Annotated in this window: 13 protein-coding genes; 4 read left to right on the forward strand and 9 right to left on the reverse strand. The window is 58.5% G+C overall.

Translation table 11 applies throughout. From position 1 onward, the window contains the following. Positions 1-332: 332 nt before the first annotated feature. Positions 333-5,573 (reverse strand): Ig-like domain-containing protein, encoded by a 5,241-nt coding sequence (locus tag IVA82_RS23935; protein WP_247386976.1) that lies wholly within the window; start codon positions 5,571-5,573, stop codon positions 333-335. A gap of 361 nt (positions 5,574-5,934) precedes the next feature. After that, positions 5,935-6,321: a hypothetical protein gene (locus tag IVA82_RS23940; protein ID WP_247386977.1), complete on the reverse strand. Its 387-nt coding sequence runs from the start codon at positions 6,319-6,321 to the stop codon at positions 5,935-5,937. 257 nt (positions 6,322-6,578) lie between these two features. Here IVA82_RS23940 and IVA82_RS23945 point away from each other — a divergent pair, with 257 nt between their 5' ends. After that, a complete protein-coding gene (locus IVA82_RS23945; protein WP_247386978.1) occupies positions 6,579-7,577 on the forward strand; it encodes a glycosyltransferase family 2 protein in 999 nt (332 codons plus the stop codon). Here IVA82_RS23945 and IVA82_RS23950 read toward each other — a convergent pair. Beyond that, positions 7,566-8,762 carry a glycosyltransferase gene (locus IVA82_RS23950; RefSeq protein ID WP_247386979.1) on the reverse strand — a complete coding sequence of 399 codons (1,197 nt, stop codon included), beginning with the start codon at positions 8,760-8,762 and terminating at the stop codon, positions 7,566-7,568. The genes IVA82_RS23945 and IVA82_RS23950 overlap by 12 nt on opposite strands. Positions 8,763-8,871: 109 nt before the next feature. Here IVA82_RS23950 and IVA82_RS23955 point away from each other — a divergent pair, with 109 nt between their 5' ends. Next, on the forward strand, positions 8,872-9,921 hold the full coding sequence (locus IVA82_RS23955) for a glycosyltransferase (protein WP_247386980.1): 1,050 nt from the start codon (positions 8,872-8,874) through the stop codon (positions 9,919-9,921). 61 nt (positions 9,922-9,982) lie between these two features. Here IVA82_RS23955 and IVA82_RS23960 read toward each other — a convergent pair whose 3' ends face one another. After that, complete coding sequence (locus tag IVA82_RS23960) at positions 9,983-10,801, reverse strand: glycosyltransferase family 25 protein (RefSeq protein ID WP_247386981.1); 819 nt, start codon at positions 10,799-10,801, stop codon at positions 9,983-9,985. A 276-nt stretch (positions 10,802-11,077) separates the two neighbouring features. Between IVA82_RS23960 and IVA82_RS23965 the strand changes: the two genes are divergently transcribed. Continuing rightward, on the forward strand, positions 11,078-12,745 hold the full coding sequence (locus IVA82_RS23965) for a putative Ig domain-containing protein (protein WP_247493588.1): 1,668 nt from the start codon (positions 11,078-11,080) through the stop codon (positions 12,743-12,745). Positions 12,746-12,755: 10 nt separating this feature from the next. Here the strand turns inward: IVA82_RS23965 and IVA82_RS23970 are convergent, their stop codons facing one another. Further along, complete coding sequence (locus tag IVA82_RS23970) at positions 12,756-13,886, reverse strand: polysaccharide pyruvyl transferase family protein (protein ID WP_247386983.1); 1,131 nt, start codon at positions 13,884-13,886, stop codon at positions 12,756-12,758. A gap of 414 nt (positions 13,887-14,300) precedes the next feature. Between IVA82_RS23970 and IVA82_RS23975 the strand changes: the two genes are divergently transcribed. Beyond that, a complete protein-coding gene (locus tag IVA82_RS23975) occupies positions 14,301-15,101 on the forward strand; it encodes an FkbM family methyltransferase (protein WP_247386984.1) in 801 nt (266 codons plus the stop codon). A gap of 85 nt (positions 15,102-15,186) precedes the next feature. Here the strand turns inward: IVA82_RS23975 and IVA82_RS23980 are convergent, their stop codons facing one another. The 4 genes from IVA82_RS23980 to IVA82_RS23995 are packed head-to-tail and all read right to left on the reverse strand — an operon-like array spanning position 15,187 to position 19,873. Continuing rightward, positions 15,187-16,143: a GDP-L-fucose synthase gene (locus IVA82_RS23980; protein ID WP_276578030.1), complete on the reverse strand. Its 957-nt coding sequence runs from the start codon at positions 16,141-16,143 to the stop codon at positions 15,187-15,189. Then, on the reverse strand, positions 16,124-17,206 hold the full coding sequence (gmd, locus tag IVA82_RS23985) for a GDP-mannose 4,6-dehydratase (protein WP_247351167.1): 1,083 nt from the start codon (positions 17,204-17,206) through the stop codon (positions 16,124-16,126). Before gmd ends, IVA82_RS23980 begins: the two co-directional genes overlap by 20 nt. Next, positions 17,203-18,759 carry a lipopolysaccharide biosynthesis protein gene (locus tag IVA82_RS23990; RefSeq protein ID WP_247386985.1) on the reverse strand — a complete coding sequence of 519 codons (1,557 nt, stop codon included), beginning with the start codon at positions 18,757-18,759 and terminating at the stop codon, positions 17,203-17,205. The genes gmd and IVA82_RS23990 overlap by 4 nt, the downstream gene beginning before the upstream one ends. Positions 18,760-18,772: 13 nt before the next feature. Further along, complete coding sequence (locus IVA82_RS23995) at positions 18,773-19,873, reverse strand: glycosyltransferase family 61 protein (RefSeq protein ID WP_247386986.1); 1,101 nt, start codon at positions 19,871-19,873, stop codon at positions 18,773-18,775. Positions 19,874-20,027: the final 154 nt, after the last annotated feature.

The following is a 20,027-nucleotide window of genomic DNA, read 5'->3' on the forward strand; positions in this document are numbered from 1 at the left end:
CAAGGCGACGCACTTGGCGACTATCAGTAAGGATATCCATACCGACAGTCAGCTACAGACCGGATGAACTCGCAAGACGGCCGTCCTCGGACGAGTACACTGATCCATCAAACCCGCGTTGTAAAATCAGTCAGCACTGTGAGAAATGCAGGCTAGGCCCCGGGCTGCAGGAACCGCCGCAAGCCGGGGCTGTCAGCAGACCGGAACCTTAACAGCAGTCAGACCCAATGCGCGCTGAGCAGCGATTGAGTTCACCTTGCTGAATTCGCCCTGCCGATCTGATCAGGTCGATTGACGGTTCACGCCCGCAGTCATCCGGTTCGCAAAGACCTTCAGCGAAGGAGGAAGTTGTGCAATTCCGCCAGATGGGCATCGATGGGAGCCACCGCGTGAACGAGGTCGGCCTGATGAAGGCTGAGGTCGGCCTCCGGGCGAGTGGCCTCCAAAACAGGCGTTATCCCTGCCGATTCATGGAACGCCTCGCTAACGAACTCATAGGCGCCCTTCGAGGCGGCGGACTGCTCGAAAACAAAACCGTCGCTTCCCAGGCGCGCCGCCATGACAGCCGCTGCAGTCGCACTGGGCTGCGACGCCGGAACGGACGCGAAATCAAAGCTGGCCTTCGGAGGATCGATGACCAGCGTGCCGCCATTTCCGTCATTTGAGATATTGAACGTCGACTTTGTGTAGTCACCGACCAACGAAATCTGTGCGGTGTGATTTTGCGCATCGACCACGGTCAACACGCCACCGGCTGTGTTGCCGGAAAACGACGCCGACGTTCCCGCTCCGTACGCGATGTCCTTCAGGTCGATATGGTTGGAATTGGCGGCTGTGCCATCGCCCGTCAGACCGATCAGCGTCCCCGTAAATTGCGCGGCGTGGTCCAGCACCAGATTGCCTGTCGACGCTTTGAAGGTGATCGATCCCGAAGCAGCGCCCGACAATTCGAGTGTGGCGCCGGCGTCGAGCGTTGCGGCCTGCGTCATATTGCCCAGGCTCAATACGACATTTCCGGAGATTTTGAGGACGGTCGATGACGTATTGATCACGCCATCGCCATTGAGGTCCTGAAAAAAAGTCGTCTCGACCGCTTTAAGAGAAGGGTCGGTCGGGGACACCTTGTTCAGGAGATTCGATATATAGTTGCCATTGCTGTCCGTGGTCCACACACAGAGTTCGCCCGTGGCCGGGATCTTCCAGGCCACGTCATAACCGCTGGACGTCTGCTCCACGCCTACCGGCGTCCATACGCCGAATTGTCCGGACACAACCGCGATACCACCAGATTTCAAGCTCGGCCCAGTGCCGCTGGCCATCGAGTCGAGCAAATAATTCTTGCCGACCAGAACCAGGCTAGTCGAGCCGGACGCCTCGATCGTCGTGCCTGAAACCGGCTGGGACGCTGGTGGAAGACCAATCACTCCATCGCCGTTGAGATCCTGGTGGAAGAGAGTCTCGCTTGATTCAAGCGCCGGGTCGGTGCTGGACACCTTGTTCAGATAATTGGATACGAAATTGCCGTTGCTGTCGGTGTCCCAGATCGCGAACTGTCCGGTGGAAGGAATCTTCCAGGCGACAAGGTAGCCGCTCGATGATGCTTCCGCACCGACCGGCACCCATGAGCCCAGCTGCCCCGCAACAACCGCCGCTCCGCCATTCTTAAGCAGAACCGATGAGCCGCCAGTCGACAGATAGAAGTAGCTTCCCACTTGGGTGAGCGTTGTCATACCGGCCGCTTCAATCACCGTACCGACTGTCGGGCTGAAGGCGTTCGAGAGCGCACTCAGATTGCCAGCCACATCAGTTGCGGTCCCGGTGAACTTATGTAGACCTTGCGTAAGCGACCCGGTCGTGATGTTCCAGGCGCCATTGGTCCCCGCCACACCTGTGCCGAGCAAGCTCGAACCTTCGTACAATTTCACCGAGCTTCCGGCTTCCGCGGTACCGGAAATGATCATGCTGTTCGAAGCCGCGGGTGCGCCCGATACGATGGTCGGCGCAATTGGTGCAGCCGTATCCGTCGTTACGTTCAAAGCGGCCGAGGGCGCGCTGAGATTGCCGGCGGCATCCGCGGCCTTGGCCGTAAAGACGTGGCTGCCGTCCGCCAGGGTTCCCGTCGCAAATGACCAGGCTCCATTGGCATCGGCGCCCGTGGTTCCGATCAGCGTCGCACCGTCGAAGATCTGCACCGTGCCTCCTGCCTGAGCAGTCCCGGCCAGATTTACGTGATTGACGTTGGTGACACCGTCGCCAGCAATATTGCTGTCGGGCGAGAACGACGTGACCGTGGGGACGGTCGGGGCAACCGTGTCGATCGTGATGTCTACACTGGCGGAGCGCGCAGTGATATTGCCCGCGCCGTCCGTAGCGGCAGCCGCGAACGCATGGCTACCATCGATCAGTGTTCCCGTAGCATAGCTCCACGTGCCATTGTTGTCGGCGATCGCCGTGCCGATCTGATTTGCTCCGTCGAACACCTCGACGGTCAGACCTGCCTGCGCGTGGCCTGTCAGGATCAGGTGATTTGAGTTGGTAAGGCCCGACGCGATCGAACCGTTGTCATTGGTGACCGAGATCGTCGGCACGTTGATAGGCGTCGTGGCAATCGGCACATTCGTCGCGGACACGAATGAATAGTCGGCCGATGTCAAGCTGGTGATGCCGGCAATGCGCAGCGTATCTGCTCCACCCGCGTAGTGAACGGTCCACACGTCGTTCACATGGGTCAAATAGGCGCCGCTGTCATAGCCTTTCAGGATCAGCTTGTCGTGTTCGGCAGTCGCGCTCGTGAAGACGTGGAAATCCGCGATCGTATCGTTGCCGCTGCCTGCATTGTAAATGAACGTATCGTTCCCGGCTCCTCCGGAGAGCCAGTCATTCCCGCCGGCGCCATCGAGGATGTCGTCACCGCTCGAGCCGACCATGCGGTTTGCCATTTGGTTGCCGACGCCGGTGAGCCCTCCCATCAACAGCGTCAGATTTTCGACATTGGCCGGCAGCGTGTACGATGTCCATGCCTCCACGCTGTCGATGCCGCCGCCCGCATTCTCGACTATCTTCTGGTTCGTGTTGCCGATGACATAGGTATCGTCGCCCTTCCAGCCTACGAGCGTGTCATCAATATTCACCGCCGTGAGCTTGTCGTTCGCCGCGGTGCCGTAGACCATGCGGCTGCTCGCTTTTCCGCTGATCCAGGACGTAATTGTCCCGCCGACAGGGAGCGTTGCAGGCAACTGGAAATCGTCGCTGCTGAACGCCGAGATCGTCGTGTTGCGGAACACCAGCGTATCCTGGCTCGTCAGCTTCAGATATACGTCGCCCCCGACCTGGCTCATCGCCGCCTGCACGTCGGCGAATGAGGTGAAGGCAAAGCCGTTCAACTGCACAACGTCGTGTCCGGCGCTCGATCCCGGCGAGAAGTCGGTGATGATGTCCGAACCGTCGCCGGAGTTGACTACGAAGGTATCCGCGCCGCCGCCGCCGGTCAGAATATCATTACCGAGTCCGCCGGTGATAACGTTCGCCGCGGAATTTCCGATGATGATGTTGGACTGGATATTGCCGCTGGCGTTGATCGCCGCCGAGCCGGTGAGAGTCAGATTCTCGACGTAGCTGGAAAGCGCGTACGTCACCGAGGAGCGCACCGTATCGACGCCTCCGCCATAGGCCTCGACAACCTTCGCAGCCGAATCGGTCACCACGTAGGTATCGTCGCCGCCACCGCCGGTCATGGTATCGGGGCCTCCGGCGCCGCCGATCAGATCATTGCCGGAAGTGCCGGTCAGCGTATCCGCAGCCGCGCTTCCCGCGATCGTGTTGGTCGGGGTGCCGCTCGTGAGAAGAGCGTAGTTGGCAAGCGTGTACTCCGGCAACTGATAGGCCTCGATCGAATCGATGGTCATCGTCGCCGTCGATCCTGGAGCGGCGTTACCCGGCCAGCTCCCACCCATCGCGAGATTGGCGATCATGTACATCGCCGTATTCATGTCGGCGGGTGTGGCCTGCTGTGCGACCTCCTTCCCGTCCACGAAAAACGTCAGGTCGTAAGGCGTCCATTTGAGCGCAAATGTGTGTTCTCCGGTGGTCAGGTTGGCTGTATTTGCCCACCCGCCATTCGTCGCGGGCGCGTACGGTGAGTGAATGGCCCAGTGGGCCTGGCTAGGATCCTGACCAAAGGCTTCGAGAACATCGATCTCGGTATTGAGATTATTGGCAGTGCTGGGCAACAGCCAAAACGCCGGCCACGCGCCGGTTGTGCTGGGCAGCGTGGCCGTCATCTCGAAATAGCCGTAGGTCTGGGTAAAGCTGTTCTGGGTTGAGATCATGCCCGACGAGAAAATGGCGCTCCCAGTATAAGGTGTGGCACTCGTGGGCAAGGGCTGCGCCGTGATGACAAGGTGGCCGTCCCGAATCGAGAAAGGATTAAACCCAAGCGACGTCGATGCCTGCGTTGCAGGCAGCCCGGAAAAGCTGGGATCGACATACACTTCCTGCTCGCCAGCCAGCCCGTAGCCTGCTGCTCCGCTCCAGGCATAGCTTGTTCGCCAGGTCAGGCTGGGATCCTGCCCCGCGGAAAGCGTGTTGAAGTCGTCGTTGAAGGTCTGGACCAATCCTGTCAGGGGACTGACAATATTTACATTGGCCGCCTTGAGATTCTGCAGGCTGGTGTTTTCGAGCGTTATTGTCTCGCCGCTGGCGATCGTCAGGACAACGTCGGTGCTGACCTGCTTCATCGCCGCCGTGACATCGGCGAATGTCTTGAAGCCCGTGTTGTTGAGCTGCAGGATGTCCCCGCCCGCGCCCACCTGAAAGTCGGTGACGATGTCGTTTCCGTTGCCCGTGGTCACAACAAAGGTGTCACGACCGGCGCCACCAGTCAGCACATCGTTGCCCCGCCCGCCGTCGATCATGTTATCGCCGGCGTTGCCGATGATGATGTTGTTGAGATCGTTGCCGGTGGCGGGAGACGGAACGCTATCCGTCAGGATCAGGTTCTCGACGTTCGGCGCATTGACGAGGCTGTATCCATTGATGTTCCAGACACGGATCGTATCGATACCTTCTCCAGCCTGCTCGACGACCTTGGTGTTGTGGTCGTAGACGTAATAGGTGTCATCGCCGGCTCCGCCAATAAGGGTCACGCCCGTGCCGCCGGCCTCCATGCCGTCATTTGTGGCACCAGTGGTCAGCGTGCCGCCTGCGGGGACAGTACCCGCCCAGTTCCACGCGGTTCCACTTGCCGGCAGCGGATTATCCAGCGCGACATTATTTGCAACCAAAGTCGAAAGCGCGACATTTTGCAGGGTAAGCGTCTCGGTCGACGACAGAGTTACGATCGTATCGGAGCCCACTTGCGTGGCTGCGGCCAGGAACGTGGCGAACGTCGCAAATCCGTAATTCTGCACCCGCAACACGTCGCCGCCGACGCCCGCCTGAAAGTCGGTGATGGTATCGGAGCCATACCCCTTCGAAATGACGAAAGTATCCTGACCTGCTCCTCCGGTCAGAAGATCGTTTCCGCTGCCGCCAAACAGGACGTCAGCACCGGCGGTGCCGCTGATTGTGGTCATGAATTGCGTGCTCCCTTGCGTGCTCCTTGCACGACAGCCAACGACAACCACGTTCAAATGGGCCTTATTGATTCGACACAATTTGAAGCATGGAGAACAAAACTAGTGACAGGTGGATCGCCTATCACTCAAGGACGTGTCAATACGGGGGCGGGTGAAACCAGCTCGACACAACTCGCTTTCAACGCAGACGAGCGGTCGTTTTGTTCCAATGTCGAGAAATCAGTGCTGCTATGCGGGATACTGGAAGCGGCGCTTGGCTCCGGTTCCAATCGCGAAACTTCCAGCAACAATGGTACTCGAGCTCGCCAGACGTCGGCCGCACGCAATCACGTCCTTGGCGCGGCGCCTAGCTGCGAAACTATTGTCCCGTTGCGGGTTCGCCAGCGGGATAGAACCGCTCTTGATGCGCTTCGGACAGAACTTGCCCAGTCGACGATTTCGCCAGGGCAGTCCATTCATATAGACCGGGCTTGCAAGGACCGAATGTCCGGATTCTCCCCGATGGCAGAATGCCATTAGCGGGAACCGGGACGTCCTGGCCTCCCATTTCCCGGGCGCCTTGCGCCAGCGTGAGCGACATCAACGTGGCATCTGCAGGAACGTTGCGCAGACGAATCTCGGGATTTGGGAAGAGCGTGACGCAGCCCTGCGCCCCGTGCCAAGAAAACTCCAGCGTCATCGGATCAGCCGATGCAGGATGAGATACGGCAAGCAATGAGGCGAAGACGGCAACAGCAACTCTCACTTATAGCTCCCATTCGAGTTCGCTTCCGATCTTCAGGCGATCGGGTACACAGCAGATACGCAAAATAGATCGCCGGTTTTAAGGCACCTCAGTCGTCATACTCGCTCATTTGCCGAGACACCAAGAAGCCAAGTCGAGAGGTCACGAGTTGGCCATTGTTTTGGCCGACTGTTGCTTGTCCCTTGGCGTGCATCAACAATTAGCGTTCCCGCGCCTGCCAACGGATTGAACAAAAAAAGCAAGTGGGCAGCTAAACCGTGTCTAGAAAAGTCCTGATCGTCATACCGGTCTTGAACGAGGCGTCCCACATCGAGACGGTTGTCCGTAACCTGGCGCGGGACAGTCTCCTCGAAGACCGCACAATAGTGGTTGCAGATGGTGGCAGCACGGATGGGACGCCTGACATTGTCCGCGCTCTCGCCAGCGAGATTGACGGCGTCAATCTGCTGCATAATCCCCAGCGGCTACAGAGCGCCGGCGTCAATCTGGCCGTCCAGGTCTACGGTACGGGCGCGCAGGCCCTGGTGCGGTGTGACGCCCATTGCGAATATCCGGCTCATTATGTTTCGAGCCTCCTTAAGACCCTGGACGAGCGCAAATCCGATTCGGTCGTGGTCCCCATGGACTCGCGTGGCGACGGCTGCCTACAGAAAGCCGTCGCCTGGGTCTCGGACACGAAGGTCGGTTCAGGCGGATCGGCACATCGCGGCGGAACGCAAAGCGGCTTTGTCGACCACGGACATCATGCGGCCATGACCGTTGACGCGTTCCGCAGGGCGGGTGGTTACGACGAAACCTTCACTCATAATGAAGATGCAGAGTTTGACTGCAGGCTGCGTGCAATCGGCGGCCGGATATTTCTGGATTCGGACATCCGCCTTTCATATCGACCGCGATCAGGTTTCGTGAGCCTGGCGAAGCAATACTTCAACTATGGTCGCGGTCGATCGAGAACCGTGAGACGGCATCCCGGATCGTTGCGACTGCGTCAGTTCCTAGTGCCCACTCATGTTGCACTCACGGTTTGCGCCATTCTGCTGTCTCCGTTGGTGCCAGCGCTGTTGGCATTGCCGGCGGCCTATCTGGCGATACTGGCACTGACCGCAGTGATGATTGCAGGAAAGCATCGCTCAATCTGCGGACTGCTCGCCTTGCCGGCCGCTGTCGTGATGCATTTCGCCTGGGCGCTGGGCTTTTTCTGGGGCATCCTGTCGATCCGCCAGACCACCTGGCAGATGACCCCTTCAGTTTCGTGAAGCCTCAAGAACCTGGGCGCTGGCATCTGCGCCCACACGCTGGCCCGCCTTCGCATAGGCGGACTCGGTCAGGCGTGCAATCGAGGTCCACGTCGGCACGGAGTCGCGGAGATCCAGCATTCCTTGACTCTTGGAGTTTCGATAATCAGGATCGCTGATCAAGCGCTCAAGCGACCGGGACAATGCGACGGGATCATCTGGAGGAACGAGCGTCCCTTCTGCCTGATCGCTCAGCCATTCCGAAAACGTTCCAAGGTTCGACGCGACAATCGGACGTCCCGCTGCGATCGCCAGCATCAGTACACCCGACGCGTCGATATCACGGTACGGAAAAGCCAGGATGTCCGCGCGCGCGACCAGCGAAGTGACTTCATCTTCCGGAACGAAACGCAGGTCGAATTCGACATACTCTTCGAGCTGCAGATCCTTCGCCATCGCAAACAGCGGCTCCATCGGCATTTCCGGCCAGCCCACGACCTTCACCACGCAACGCTTCCTGACTTCTCGAGGAAGCAGCGCAAGCGCGCGAAGCATGACGTCGACGCCCTTGTAGGGCTTTATCTTGCCGAATAGGAGTATTTGAACGCGCCCGCCCCCGGTCGAAGGCTCGTCGGCCGGTCGGGCGATATGATCCGTCAGCAATCCGTGCGCGATAACGGATATTTTCTCGTCCGGGATACCGACGCCCAATAGGCGATCGCGTGCAACGGTCGTATGAACGATAAGATGGTCGAAGCAATGCAGAATCTTGAGCGCGCCAATCCGCTGTATCCGCGAGCTCGGATTGTTGTTGAACGGATTCGAGTCATGAACGGTCAGCACAGTTGGCGCGACCTTTCTGAACTTGGGAACGAACTGGCTGTCAACGATCGCCAGAGGCGCCCACTGGAAATGGATCACATCGGGCGGCGCTCTCCTGAAGCGCCTGATCAGCCGAGCCATTGATTCAGCGTGACTGAGACCCTTCAGTCCCAGCTGCACGTTGCGCGGAAGTTTCTTGAAAAAGCGCGACTGCATCCCAGGATAAAAATGCCGGTCAAGAAACCGCACTTCGTCGACGGACGGCTTCTGCCCAAGCTGGCGCCCGACAATGCTGGCTGCATGCCCAATATCGGTCAATCCTTTGGCTAATTTAAGATCATACGGCCAGGTAAACAGTGACGGATCGATCAGAGCGATTTTCATGCGATTGTCTCACCAACCATGCTTTGCGGACCGTGAAATTACTTCTGGCTCATCAACGCATGGATTGATAGCCTTCGGTGACACTGGCGGATTTCCTGAGCGACACACGTTGAAGATTAGCATCGTCATAACAGTCTACAATTACGAACGGTATGTCGGATTGGCAATCGACAGCGCGTTGAATCAGACGCGCCCAGCGGATGAAATCGTTGTCGTCGACGATGGCTCGATCGACGGTTCCCGTCAGATCATCGCCGGGTATGGTGACAGGATTCGAGCCATATTTCAGGCAAATCAAGGCAACATCGCAGCATTCGAAGTTGGGTATCGCGAAGCGACAGGCGATGTGCTGCTGTTCCTCGATGCGGACGATATCCTGATGCCGACAGCAGTGGAAAATGTCGTCGCACACTGGCGCGAGGGTCTCTCGAAAGTTCAATTCAATCTGGCACTCATCGACGGCGCTGGCACGCCTCTTGGACGCTCATTTTGTGCGTTTCCGACATCGTACACGTCACAGGACGTGCATGCAGAATTTATCCGGTCGGGAACGTACATCTGGCCGGTCATGTCGGGAAACGCGTATTCCAGAGAGTTTCTTCGTCAGGTCATCCCTCTCAATCCGCCCGTCGGATACGATGGCGCTCTCAACTCGATTGCGCCTCTTTACGGGGACGTCGTCACGGTGCAGGCAACCTTGGGGCAATATCGACTCCATGGTCGAAATATCAGCCGGAACGACGCGAAGGGCCGCGCGCAGCGCTTTCCCGATTTCCCTAGGCAAATCGGGTTTCGCGTTGCCGAGTTCGATATCCTGAAGGCGCATTGCGACAGGAAGTCGGTACATGTGCAATCGGCAAGGCCAATCGATAACGAGATCGTCTTTATCAACTATCGCCTGGCGTCGCGTAAATTGAGACTGAGGTATGTCGGCGAGGATGCGGACACGTCGAGCTCGCTTCTGCGTCGTGGCATATGGCTGGCCCTGACCGAGACGACACAATGGCGGACCGCCGCCTCTCATATCGTCTGGTTCACTGCGTTATTCTTGAGTCCATCGTGGCTTGCATACCGGCTGATCATGCTCCGGTTCAACAGAGCAGAACTCCTGAGGCCGCTCCTGAGGTTCGGCAGCGTTATCCGACGCACGCACGCCTGAATGCGCGATGGCGCAAAGGCAACCCGCCTCGTCAGACCCTCATCGCACGCCTAGGCATCAATCACAGGCTTTCGATCCTGCGAATTGTCTCCGGCATTGGCCCGTAAAGACTGGTTACGCCGGCAAGGCGGACGCGAATCCGCCTGTCGGACCGGCGAAGGCGAATATTTTCCGACAAGCGCAGAACATATTCCTTCGATTTCCACGCAAACCACGCCGCCCTGTCAAGCGCAGTAGGCTCACGGACCGTCTCGGCCGCTTTTGCAATCGACGATGGCAGCGTCAGCTCAAGGCACGGAAATGGAAACAAGCCATAGTTGTACAGCCCATTTGCCCAGAAGCGATCCATCTCCCAGTCGACTGGCCGATGGATCGTCGTCACGCTGTCGATGAATCGACGCGCTGCGCGGCTGGAGATCAGATAGGCCTGCGTTCCCATTGGCGCGCGCTCAAACCGCACCAATTCCCGCTGATCCAGCCAAGCTACGTGCTTGCACGGCGCCATGTGTCGCCCATACAGCCGCAGATAACCGATGTCGGCAGCCTTGCAGATATCCGGAAGCGATCGAAAGCTGAATCCGGCGTCGAGAACAACATCGTCTTCCACCACAAGTGTCCATGAATCGTCGGTGTCTGATGCCCCCAGTTGCGCCATGATGCTCATATGGCTCGCTGCGCAGCCGATCTCGGCTCGTGAAAGGCCCCTGCCCCAAAAGCGGATGGCCCGCGCTTCATCATATTGCGGGAGCCCCTTGGCTGGCACACGCAGGGCATCAAAGAAGGTCCACGGAATACCAAGCGCGTCCAGATTTGCACTCGCGCGCTCGCGGCGCTGGGAACCGGCCAAACTAATCGCCACAACTCTGAGATTGCTGCCCATTGATTAGTCAGTCCTGCGCTGTCAACTTGGAACCGCATTGCACATGATCTCGAAATGATTAGCGCGAACTTGTCTCTGCTGACAAGGAGGAGGCAAGCGCCCAGGGCTGCCATGCTCGCGACGATGTTTCACATTGTTATCCCCGTCAGCACGACATCTGCGGCTATATATTAGAATGGTCCGAATTCGGACGCCTTGGTGCGAACCGAAGGTTCCTCACTTGCGAGTGAATGTGTACGCCGCGAAAATCATGACGGTCAGGCAAGAGAGGCGTGGATGCCATCAAAGCGTCGAATCAACGGCACCATGGCAGCACTGTTCGTCGCATGGTTGTTTGTTGCTGGCTCAGCACTTTATCTAGGCCTGAGCAACGATGGTGTGCGACAGCGCCTGCGATCCATCACGCCCTTCAAGCGAAGCAGCCAGATCGTCGGTGGCGCCGTCGTCGGCCAGAATGGCAGCGGGTTGTACGCGGGCTATACGCTGTCCTGGGGTGACGATTTCGAGACCCTCGACATCGTTGGTCCGGCAAACCCTCGGGGCAGGTTCTTCCCGACTGGCGCCTATCATCCAGGCATCCGCGGCAATACCACGTCGCTAGGGACAGCCTTTGATGCCGACCCGCTAACGACAGGTTACAAAGACCGTAACCGCGGCGTCGCGGTCGGCTTCGACAACATGTCGGTTTCCAGTTCAGTGCTGCGGCTCGGGGCGCGCAAGGCAACAGTGCGCGAGCAGGCATTCCTTACACCGACCGACCGGTCCATCAACGGAGGCATCCGCCCAAATCTCTCCGCAATGATTCATACCGCCGGGGCATTTGCATACTACCCGACCACCAATGCCGTCATCATCGAGATACGTGCCAGGTTCAGCTCCAGGCTTACAAATCCGGCTGGCTTTCATCCAGCATTCTGGACCTACTCCGTCACACCCGTGCTCAATCCAACCGGCAACGAGTGGGATCTGGAGTGCAACTCTCAAGGGATGCACTTCAGCAATATCGTCCACACGTCGGGGGCAATCTCGACCGACAACAGTGCCGGACCGTTCGACTATATGGACGATACGTTCCACGTCTTCAGCTTCGTCTTTCGAAACGGCGGAAGCACCCAGCTCTACGTCGATGGTGCCCTTCGGTCCCAGTTTGTTGGCGTGGACTCCAATACCAAGAATATGCCCTCATTTGTGCTGCTGACGTCACACATATTCAACAATACGTTCGCGGGCGAGGCGTATGACGCCGCGGCGTGGGCCGGCTCGGCGACCGCCTATATCGATGTGGACTGGATCCGCGGCTGGCGGACGGCAGGCGTCGCGCATTGGAAGCCGCTGGTTTCTGTCGAAGGCCTTAATGTCGATTATGACGGCAACGGCAAGGTCGTGCTCCCGAGCGCCAAGGCCCTCTGGGGTGATGCAAGCGTCACCGAATTCGTTCAGATCGTACCCTACGACAGCTCCGAACCAGGCATGGCGGAGCAGACGACGTTTGCGCAATTCCCGGCTGGAATTTCGTACGACGCGGCCTCGCGCACGATCAGGGCTGACTTCACCGCCGGCACAGGCAATGCCGGGCGGTCTCACGTGGTCGTCTATGGCTACAAGCCTGATGGCTCGACGATGGAACCCCTGCGATTTTCCATCACTCGCGGCCCACGAATGACGACCGGCCCCCTTTCGGCCGCCGCGGGCGACCGCTACCGCCACGATATCTATGGGGAGTGCGACGCCGGCGTCATGATGCCGAAAATCCTGTCCGTTAAAGGACTACCGCAGGGTCTCTCCTTTGACGCCTCCACCGGACTCATCACCGGCGCACCAACGGCAACAGGGGTCAGCACCCTGACAATCTCCTGCACAAACAACGCGGGCCAGACAACAACGAGGGCGACCGCATTCACCGTCGACGCGCACGATCCCGCGGGCCGCTTGGACGGAAGATGATGCTCGACCGTCATCCTTGATTCGGCGACGCTGGAGCGCCCTTGCATATATCCAGAAAGGTTGCCACCGCCTCGTCCACACTCGTGCTCAATGGTCGGCCCAACTTCTCGAAGGGCTTGCTCCAGGCGTCGACAAAAGTGCTGATCTTTCCATAATTGTTGTCAAGGACCGAGTGCGGGACATTTAACAACACGCAAAATATGTGCGTGTGAAGCCGGTCCGTGATCACATAGGCCGACGATCCAACCTGCTTCATTCCACGCGCTACGCGGTTCGACGCCAAAAGGTGAAACCATCGAATGCGCGCGTCGAGCTCGGATGGCATCCTGCCTTTGAACGCGAGAAGGGACGTCTCAAGCAGCGCCCTGAGAAACAACCACTTTCCCAAGCCGCGCTGTTCCGTCAACCAGTCCTCGACAACTGCAAAGTTCGGAAGCGGACGAGAACGCGGCCGCTCTACCTTCTCGTGATCGGTTCGAAGCAGCAGCAATAAATCCCTCGTTATTGCCGCTCGCGAGCTCTGCGGCCCCAGGCAAAATGCCATGTCCGGACAGAGATCGACGGGCGCCGTGAATTCCTCTCTGGCGACCTTCAAACTTTGCACGTCGCGAACCAGAATCAGGAACTTTTTGTGAGCGTTGATGATGTCCGCGGCGCGCTGGAGGCTTGCCTTCGAGGAGAAGTGTATGGTTTGCGGCAACTGGATGATCTGGCGGTCGGGAAACTCCGATAGAAGCCTGAGACGAAACTCCTGATGACTTGGCCACAGGTCACCGAAATTGCCGCCGCCATGGATGAGGATAGGTCCGGCAGGAACCGCTCTTTCAAAATCCTCCTTTGCCCAGGTGTCGTAGGTGCACACGTAGGACGGCGCTCTTCCCAGCTTCTTTTGCAGATAGGTCTCTTCACCCAACCATATGGCGCTGTCTCCCACATTTGGATGGTTCGGGAAGTCAACCAGCGCAAAGTCGTCGACGCCTTCCAGATAAGGCCCGATGACCCTGTCGATCTCACTCTGCAATTCCGTGATGAGGGTACGAGAACCCTTCATGGGATTTTCGGCCATCGTCCTGAACTCTTCGGTGCCGCCGGTCGCATCACAGCATCGAACGGCTTCTGATGCATTACCCAAAATCCGCATTCGACAAATCCACTTCCGCGTTCCGCGAGGTATTTGCTACAGCATCTGCCTGCCAGCGAGAGTGCCGGACAGTTTGCGGTGCCGGGCTCCTGCGTCAGGCATCAGATTCGATCTTTCGCGCTCAGCCGGCTTCTGCCTCAATCATCCTCTCGCGTCCCCTGGTGTCCCTCGCCGGCGCGGAACAGATCAGATTCCAGAGAACGGAATAGATCCGCTTAGCAGCCACAGGCAGTGTCGGCAACGCTCCCGATTACCGACAGCACCGCACATATTCATGACAAAAATCGAATCTATTGAAGTCTTAAGGCAGGCAAATGTGTTCATCGCAACGAACATAGGCAACGAACCTACCCGGAGTGCCGCTTCTTGCAGCAAGCGGCACCCGGATGCGTTAGCGAGCTCGGAGTCAACCGCATGATTGGTTTGTTGAAGGACTATGTGAAGTCACGCCTGCTCGATAACGACCTTATGATATCCGGCACCTCAAAGGAGGAGGAGCTCAGGGAGTACTTCCGGGACCTCTTCCCTGTGGCAACGGACAAGAAATTGATTCGACTGGGCGGACCGGCTGATGGTGGCTATCTGGTTCCGGACGACCTGGATGGATGCGTCGGTTGCTTTTCGCCGGGCGTTTACAACGTCTCTGATTTCGAGCTCGGGCTCGCCAGACGCGGCATACCGTGTTTCCTGGCTGACTTCTCAGTGGATGCACCCGCGATCCAGAATGATCTGCTGGATTTCGAAAAGAAATTCCTCGGGAACGAAAACAACGCCAAGTTCATGACTTTAGAGAACTGGATGTCGAGAAAGGGCCCTCAGACCGGCGACCTCATTCTTCAGATGGATATTGAGGGCGGCGAATACGAGGTTCTCATCGAAACGAGCTCAGAGTACCTGAACCGCTTCAGGATCATGATTATCGAGTTCCATTCCTTGGACAGGCTTCTCAATCCCATCGGTCTCAAACTCATCGGAGCCGTTTTCAAGAAGATCACCAAGCACTTCGACGTCGTACACATCCATCCCAATAATTACTTCAAACCGATCGAATACAGGGACTTCAAGGTCCCCCCGATCATGGAATTCTCGTTCTTGCGCAAGGATCGCGTTTCTCGTCGGACGCCTGCGAGAAGGTTTCCTCACGACCTCGACAGGAGAAACGTCGCAAACAGAGACGACGTCGCGCTGCCGAACTGCTGGTTCGCCCCGGAGTGATCGCCCCGATGCAATCGCGCCAACTGCCGACAACGGGCGCGCGTTCACGCGACCGTTGGCCCGCACAACAAAGCGGTAGCGCTCCCTACTCCGCCGCCTGCGCGTTTTCGCTGAGATACGCCTGATAGGCCAGCTTGAGCCCATCCACAAGTGAGGTCTTGGCCCGCCAACCCAGTTTCGCCAACCGGCTGACGTCGAGCAATTTGCGCGGGGTGCCGTCGGGGCGCGAGGTGTCATAGCTGATCTCGCCGGAATAGCCGACGATCGCCGCGACCACGCGAGCGAATTCAGCGATCGTGATGTCCTCGCCGGTGCCGATGTTGACGAGCTCGCCGCTCGAATAGGTCTTCATCAGGTAGATGCAGGCGTCCGCCAGATCGTCGACGAAGAGAAATTCGCGCCGCGGCGTGCCGGTGCCCCACACCTCGACGTTCTTCGCCCCCGAAATCTTGGCCTCGTGGAAGCGGCAGATCAACGCCGCGACGACGTGGCTGTATTCGGGATGATAATTGTCGCCGCGACCGTAAAGATTGGTCGGCATCACGCTAATGAAGTTCGATCCGTACTGGCTGCGATACGCCTCGATCATCTTGATGCCCGCAATCTTGGCGATCGCGTAAGGCTCGTTGGTCGGCTCCAGCGGGCCGGTCAGCATCGACTCTTCGCGCAGCGGCTGGGCTGCGAGTTTGGGATAGATACAGGATGAGCCGAAGAACATCAGCTTCTCGCATCCATTGACGTGCGCGGCGTGAATGACGTTGGTTGCGATCGCCAGATTATCGTAAAGGAACTCGGCGCGCAGCGTGTTGTTGGCGACGATGCCGCCGACTTTGGCGGCAGAAAGGAACACTGCCTGCGGACGCTTTGCAGCGAACCATTTGTCGACAGCGGCCTGGTCGCGCAGGTCGACCTCGCTCCGCGACACCGTCAGCAGCTCGACATTTTCCTCTGCCAGCCGCCGCACCAGCGCGGCGCCAACCATGCCGCGATGGCCGGCGACGAAGACGGTCTTACCGGCCAGTTCAAACGGAGTGCTTACCATTGGCAACCTCTCGCCTGGCCTCGAGCAAATCGCCCGCCATCATTTCCTTGACCAGTTGCGCGAACGGGGTCCTGGGTTTCCAACCGAGCTTCTCGCGCGCCTTGCTGGGATCGCCGATCAAGAGATCGACCTCGGTGGGACGGAAATAGGTCGGGTCGATCCGCACCACGATCTTGCCTGACTTCTTGTCGATGCCGGTTTCCTCGACGCCCTTGCCGCGCCATTCGACACTGCGGCCGACTTCGGCAAAGGCGAGTTCCACGAACTCGCGCACCGAGCGGGTCTCCCCGGTTGCTAGCACGAAATCGTCGGGCCCGTCGGCCTGCAAGATCATGTGCATGCCTTCGACATAATCCCTGGCATGGCCCCAGTCGCGCTTAGCCTCGATATTGCCGAGATAGAGCATTTCTTCGAGGCCCGTCTCGATGCGGGCGACGCCGCGCGTGATCTTGCGGGTGACGAAGGTTTCGCCGCGGATCGGGCTCTCGTGGTTGAACAGGATGCCGTTGCAAGCATACATGCCGTAGGCCTCACGGTAGTTCACCGTAATCCAGTAGCCGTACAATTTTGCGACGCCGTAAGGCGAACGCGGATAGAATGGCGTCGTCTCCTTCTGCGGCACTTCCTGCACGAGGCCGTAGAGCTCGGAGGTGGACGCCTGGTAAAACCGCGTCTCCTTCTCCATGCCGAGAATCCGGATCGCTTCCAACAACCGCAGCGTTCCGATCGCATCCGCGTTCGCGGTGTATTCCGGGCTCTCGAAACTGACCGCGACGTGGCTCTGCGCGGCCAGATTGTAGACCTCGGTCGGCCGGATCTGCTGCATCAGGCGGATCAGATTCGTTGAATCCGTCATGTCGCCGTAATGCATGAGGAACGGCACATTGCCGGCATGCGGATCCTGATAGAGATGATCGACACGGGCGGTGTTGAATGAGGACGATCGCCGCTTGATGCCGTGGACGGTGTAGCCCAGGCCGAGCAGATACTCGGCGAGATAGGCACCGTCTTGACCGGTGATACCCGTAATCAGCGCTACGCGGCGCTTCGACCTTTCATTCATAATTGCTCACCCGGCTGCACGGTTGTCATTGACGATTTTCCCAATTTCCCAAACCTATTGGCGATTGCGACGAGGATTCGCAGGATCTCAAGCTCGGGCCCAGTCGGCGAGCCTGCCGCTCGCCAGACTCCAAACAGTGACCCGACATAGGCAAGAGCGCTCACGAGAACTACAGCGATCAATCGAGCATAGACGTGAGACTCATGGCCAAAAAATGTGACGAAAGCCCAATTCGTCAGAAGACCGGCAATGATCATCGTGCAGGTGGACAGAACGGTCCTCAGATTCACGAGAAATTGCCGGGAGACAGAAGTGTCGATCAGTTCGCGGACGAGGACCATGTTGTATACGACACCGCCGAGTGTAATCGCCACGCGAGCGACAAGCAGGCCAAGTATTCCTCCTACCCACAAGCCGGCAACGATGACAGGCAGCCTTACGATCAGGATCGCAACGTCGCGATGAAATAATCTGCGGGTCTGCCCAAGGGCCAGACCAAGGGGCTGGACGGTCCCGCTGAGCGTATGCAACGCAATTGCGCCACCGAGAAGCTGGATCACGATCGTCGCGCCTGCCCAGGCCTTACCCAGAGCAAGCGGCACGAACTGATCGGCGATCAGCGCGAAGCCGAACCCCGCCGGAAAGGCGATCGCACACAGGATTGATTGCGCCGACAGATAAGCTCGCTGCAGGGCGGCTTTGTCGTCCCTCAGCTTAACGAACGCGGGAAACAGCGTTCCTGCGAGCGGGTTTGTGGCTTCTCTTGTCGGCGTGGCGGCCAGGTCGCTGCCCAGCACATATCCGCCCAGGGCGGATTTCCCGAGGAAATATCCGATGATGATCTGGTCGAAACGCCAGTTCAGCGTGCTGACGGCCTGTCCGAGTGATAGCCACACAGAGAACGACCACAGGGAGCGACTGCCCTTTATCCGGAATCTTGGCCGGAACGGCCGGATCAAATAGGAGGCGACGACGTCGACGAGATTGGCGGCGACGGCCCCGGCGATCAGTGCCCAATAGCTCTTGAAGCAAATGGCGATCCCGGAGGAGACCAGAATGGTTGCGAGCGCCCGGCTGATGCTCGTCACGAATTCCTGCCAAAAGACGAGTTGACGCTGCATCATTGCGAGCATCGGATTCCGAAGACCGGATATCGCAATCGAGCAGCTCAGGACCAACAGGATCGGAACCAAACGGCCATCGCCGTAGGACAACGACACCGGATAAGCGAGCAACGACAGCAGGAGTGCGAGCAAGCAAGCGCGAGCCATGCTCAACGTCCACGCGGCGTGGAATTGGTCTTCAGTTGGATCCTTGTGGTGAATGAGCGCCGATGTCAGGGACAGTTCGGTCATCGACGTCAGGATAGCAATGATGGCCGTCGCGACGGCAACCAGGCCGAAATCTTCCGGCGTGAGCATTCTCGCCAATATGAGCGTGTTCAGGAAGCCGAGACTGGCGACTACCAGCCGGCTCACGCCGATCCAGGCAGCTCCGATGGCGATTGAATTTTTCGACAAAGGAAGCCCCGCATGCGCACCAGCAGCGACCATTTTCAACGCTCATTCATTGACAGATGGTTTCCAGCGCGCGCTCGAAGATGTCAGGCGCAACCTCGAAATCGAATGGACTGGGTCCAAACGCGCCCTGCGGGCGCGTTCCCTTGCTGGGTCCCACAATGTAAGAATATTCCGCGCCCGCGGATGTTGCGATCGTGTAGTAGTAGGGATGCACGTGGTCTGAGGGTATCAGCTCGAGGACCCTTGTCCCGGGTGAGCAGAATGCGAGATTTGTCAGGCCTGCACCATGTGGGCCAACGACAATCGAGCATTCCGAGAAAAACGTCGCTTCATCCTCGACATCAGCAAAGTCGTAGACCTGGAAGCCGAACTTTTTCAGCGCAGGCATCAGCTCGGCTTCGTTGGCGACCTTCCTTTGCCCTTTGCGCGGAACGTATACGCGCCTGTCGTGACGAAGCGGCGACTTGGCTACCTGTGAGCGGAAGAACTCAGTGAGCCACGGCGCATAGTTCCGCCGCAAGCCCGGAAACGAAGTGCCGATCACGAGATCGGCCTGGATATCGTCCTGGCCTGCCCACACGCACTTGTGCATTGGAATTCCGAGCCGGCGAACGAGTTTGGCTGCTGTTTCGGACGTCGGTTTGGGCAAATAGATATAATCCACATCATCGAGCGATAGGCCACTGTTCTGGAAAAGCGCCAGGCGTCCCAGGCAATCGAGGAGAAAGTGCCCATAGTTCCCTCCGCCGAAATCACTCGCCAGCGCTAGACAGGTGCCACTCAGCGGCAGCGGTGTCCCGTAGGCAATTGATCTTGGATGGCGCGAGAAAGAAGATCCGTACCAGGTGCTCTCGTAGAGCAGCGATCCATCTTCTGTCACGAGCCAACCGTCGGGACCGAGAATGCGGGCATTATTCAGGCTGAGAACGCCCAGCTCAGGCATTCTGTTGTCAACGCTTTCACCGAACCCTGCGTCGCGGCTGCCGAATCGAACCGGCGCCCTCCGCGCTAGCACCTCTTCTTCGACTGCAGTCAGCCAGGTGTGCGGATGTTCGCTTCGCCACGTGCGATGATCGCAGAGCCGGCTCGGGCTGCCGCGCAACGCACCACGGAGGATTTGCCTGACGGCCCGAACCTTGGAGTTCATGGACGATTACACCTTTGCAAGACACCGACTGTGGCAGGTAAGCCCGCACGAAGGGGGCTCACCTGCCACAGCCAAAGCAAAACTCAGACCGACATCGGACAGCTTGCCGATCCGAACCAGCGCTACTCGGCTTGATCCAGATCACGACGAGTTG

This window comes from Bradyrhizobium sp. 142 (genome assembly GCF_023074015.1).
Lineage (GTDB): Bacteria > Pseudomonadota > Alphaproteobacteria > Rhizobiales > Xanthobacteraceae > Bradyrhizobium.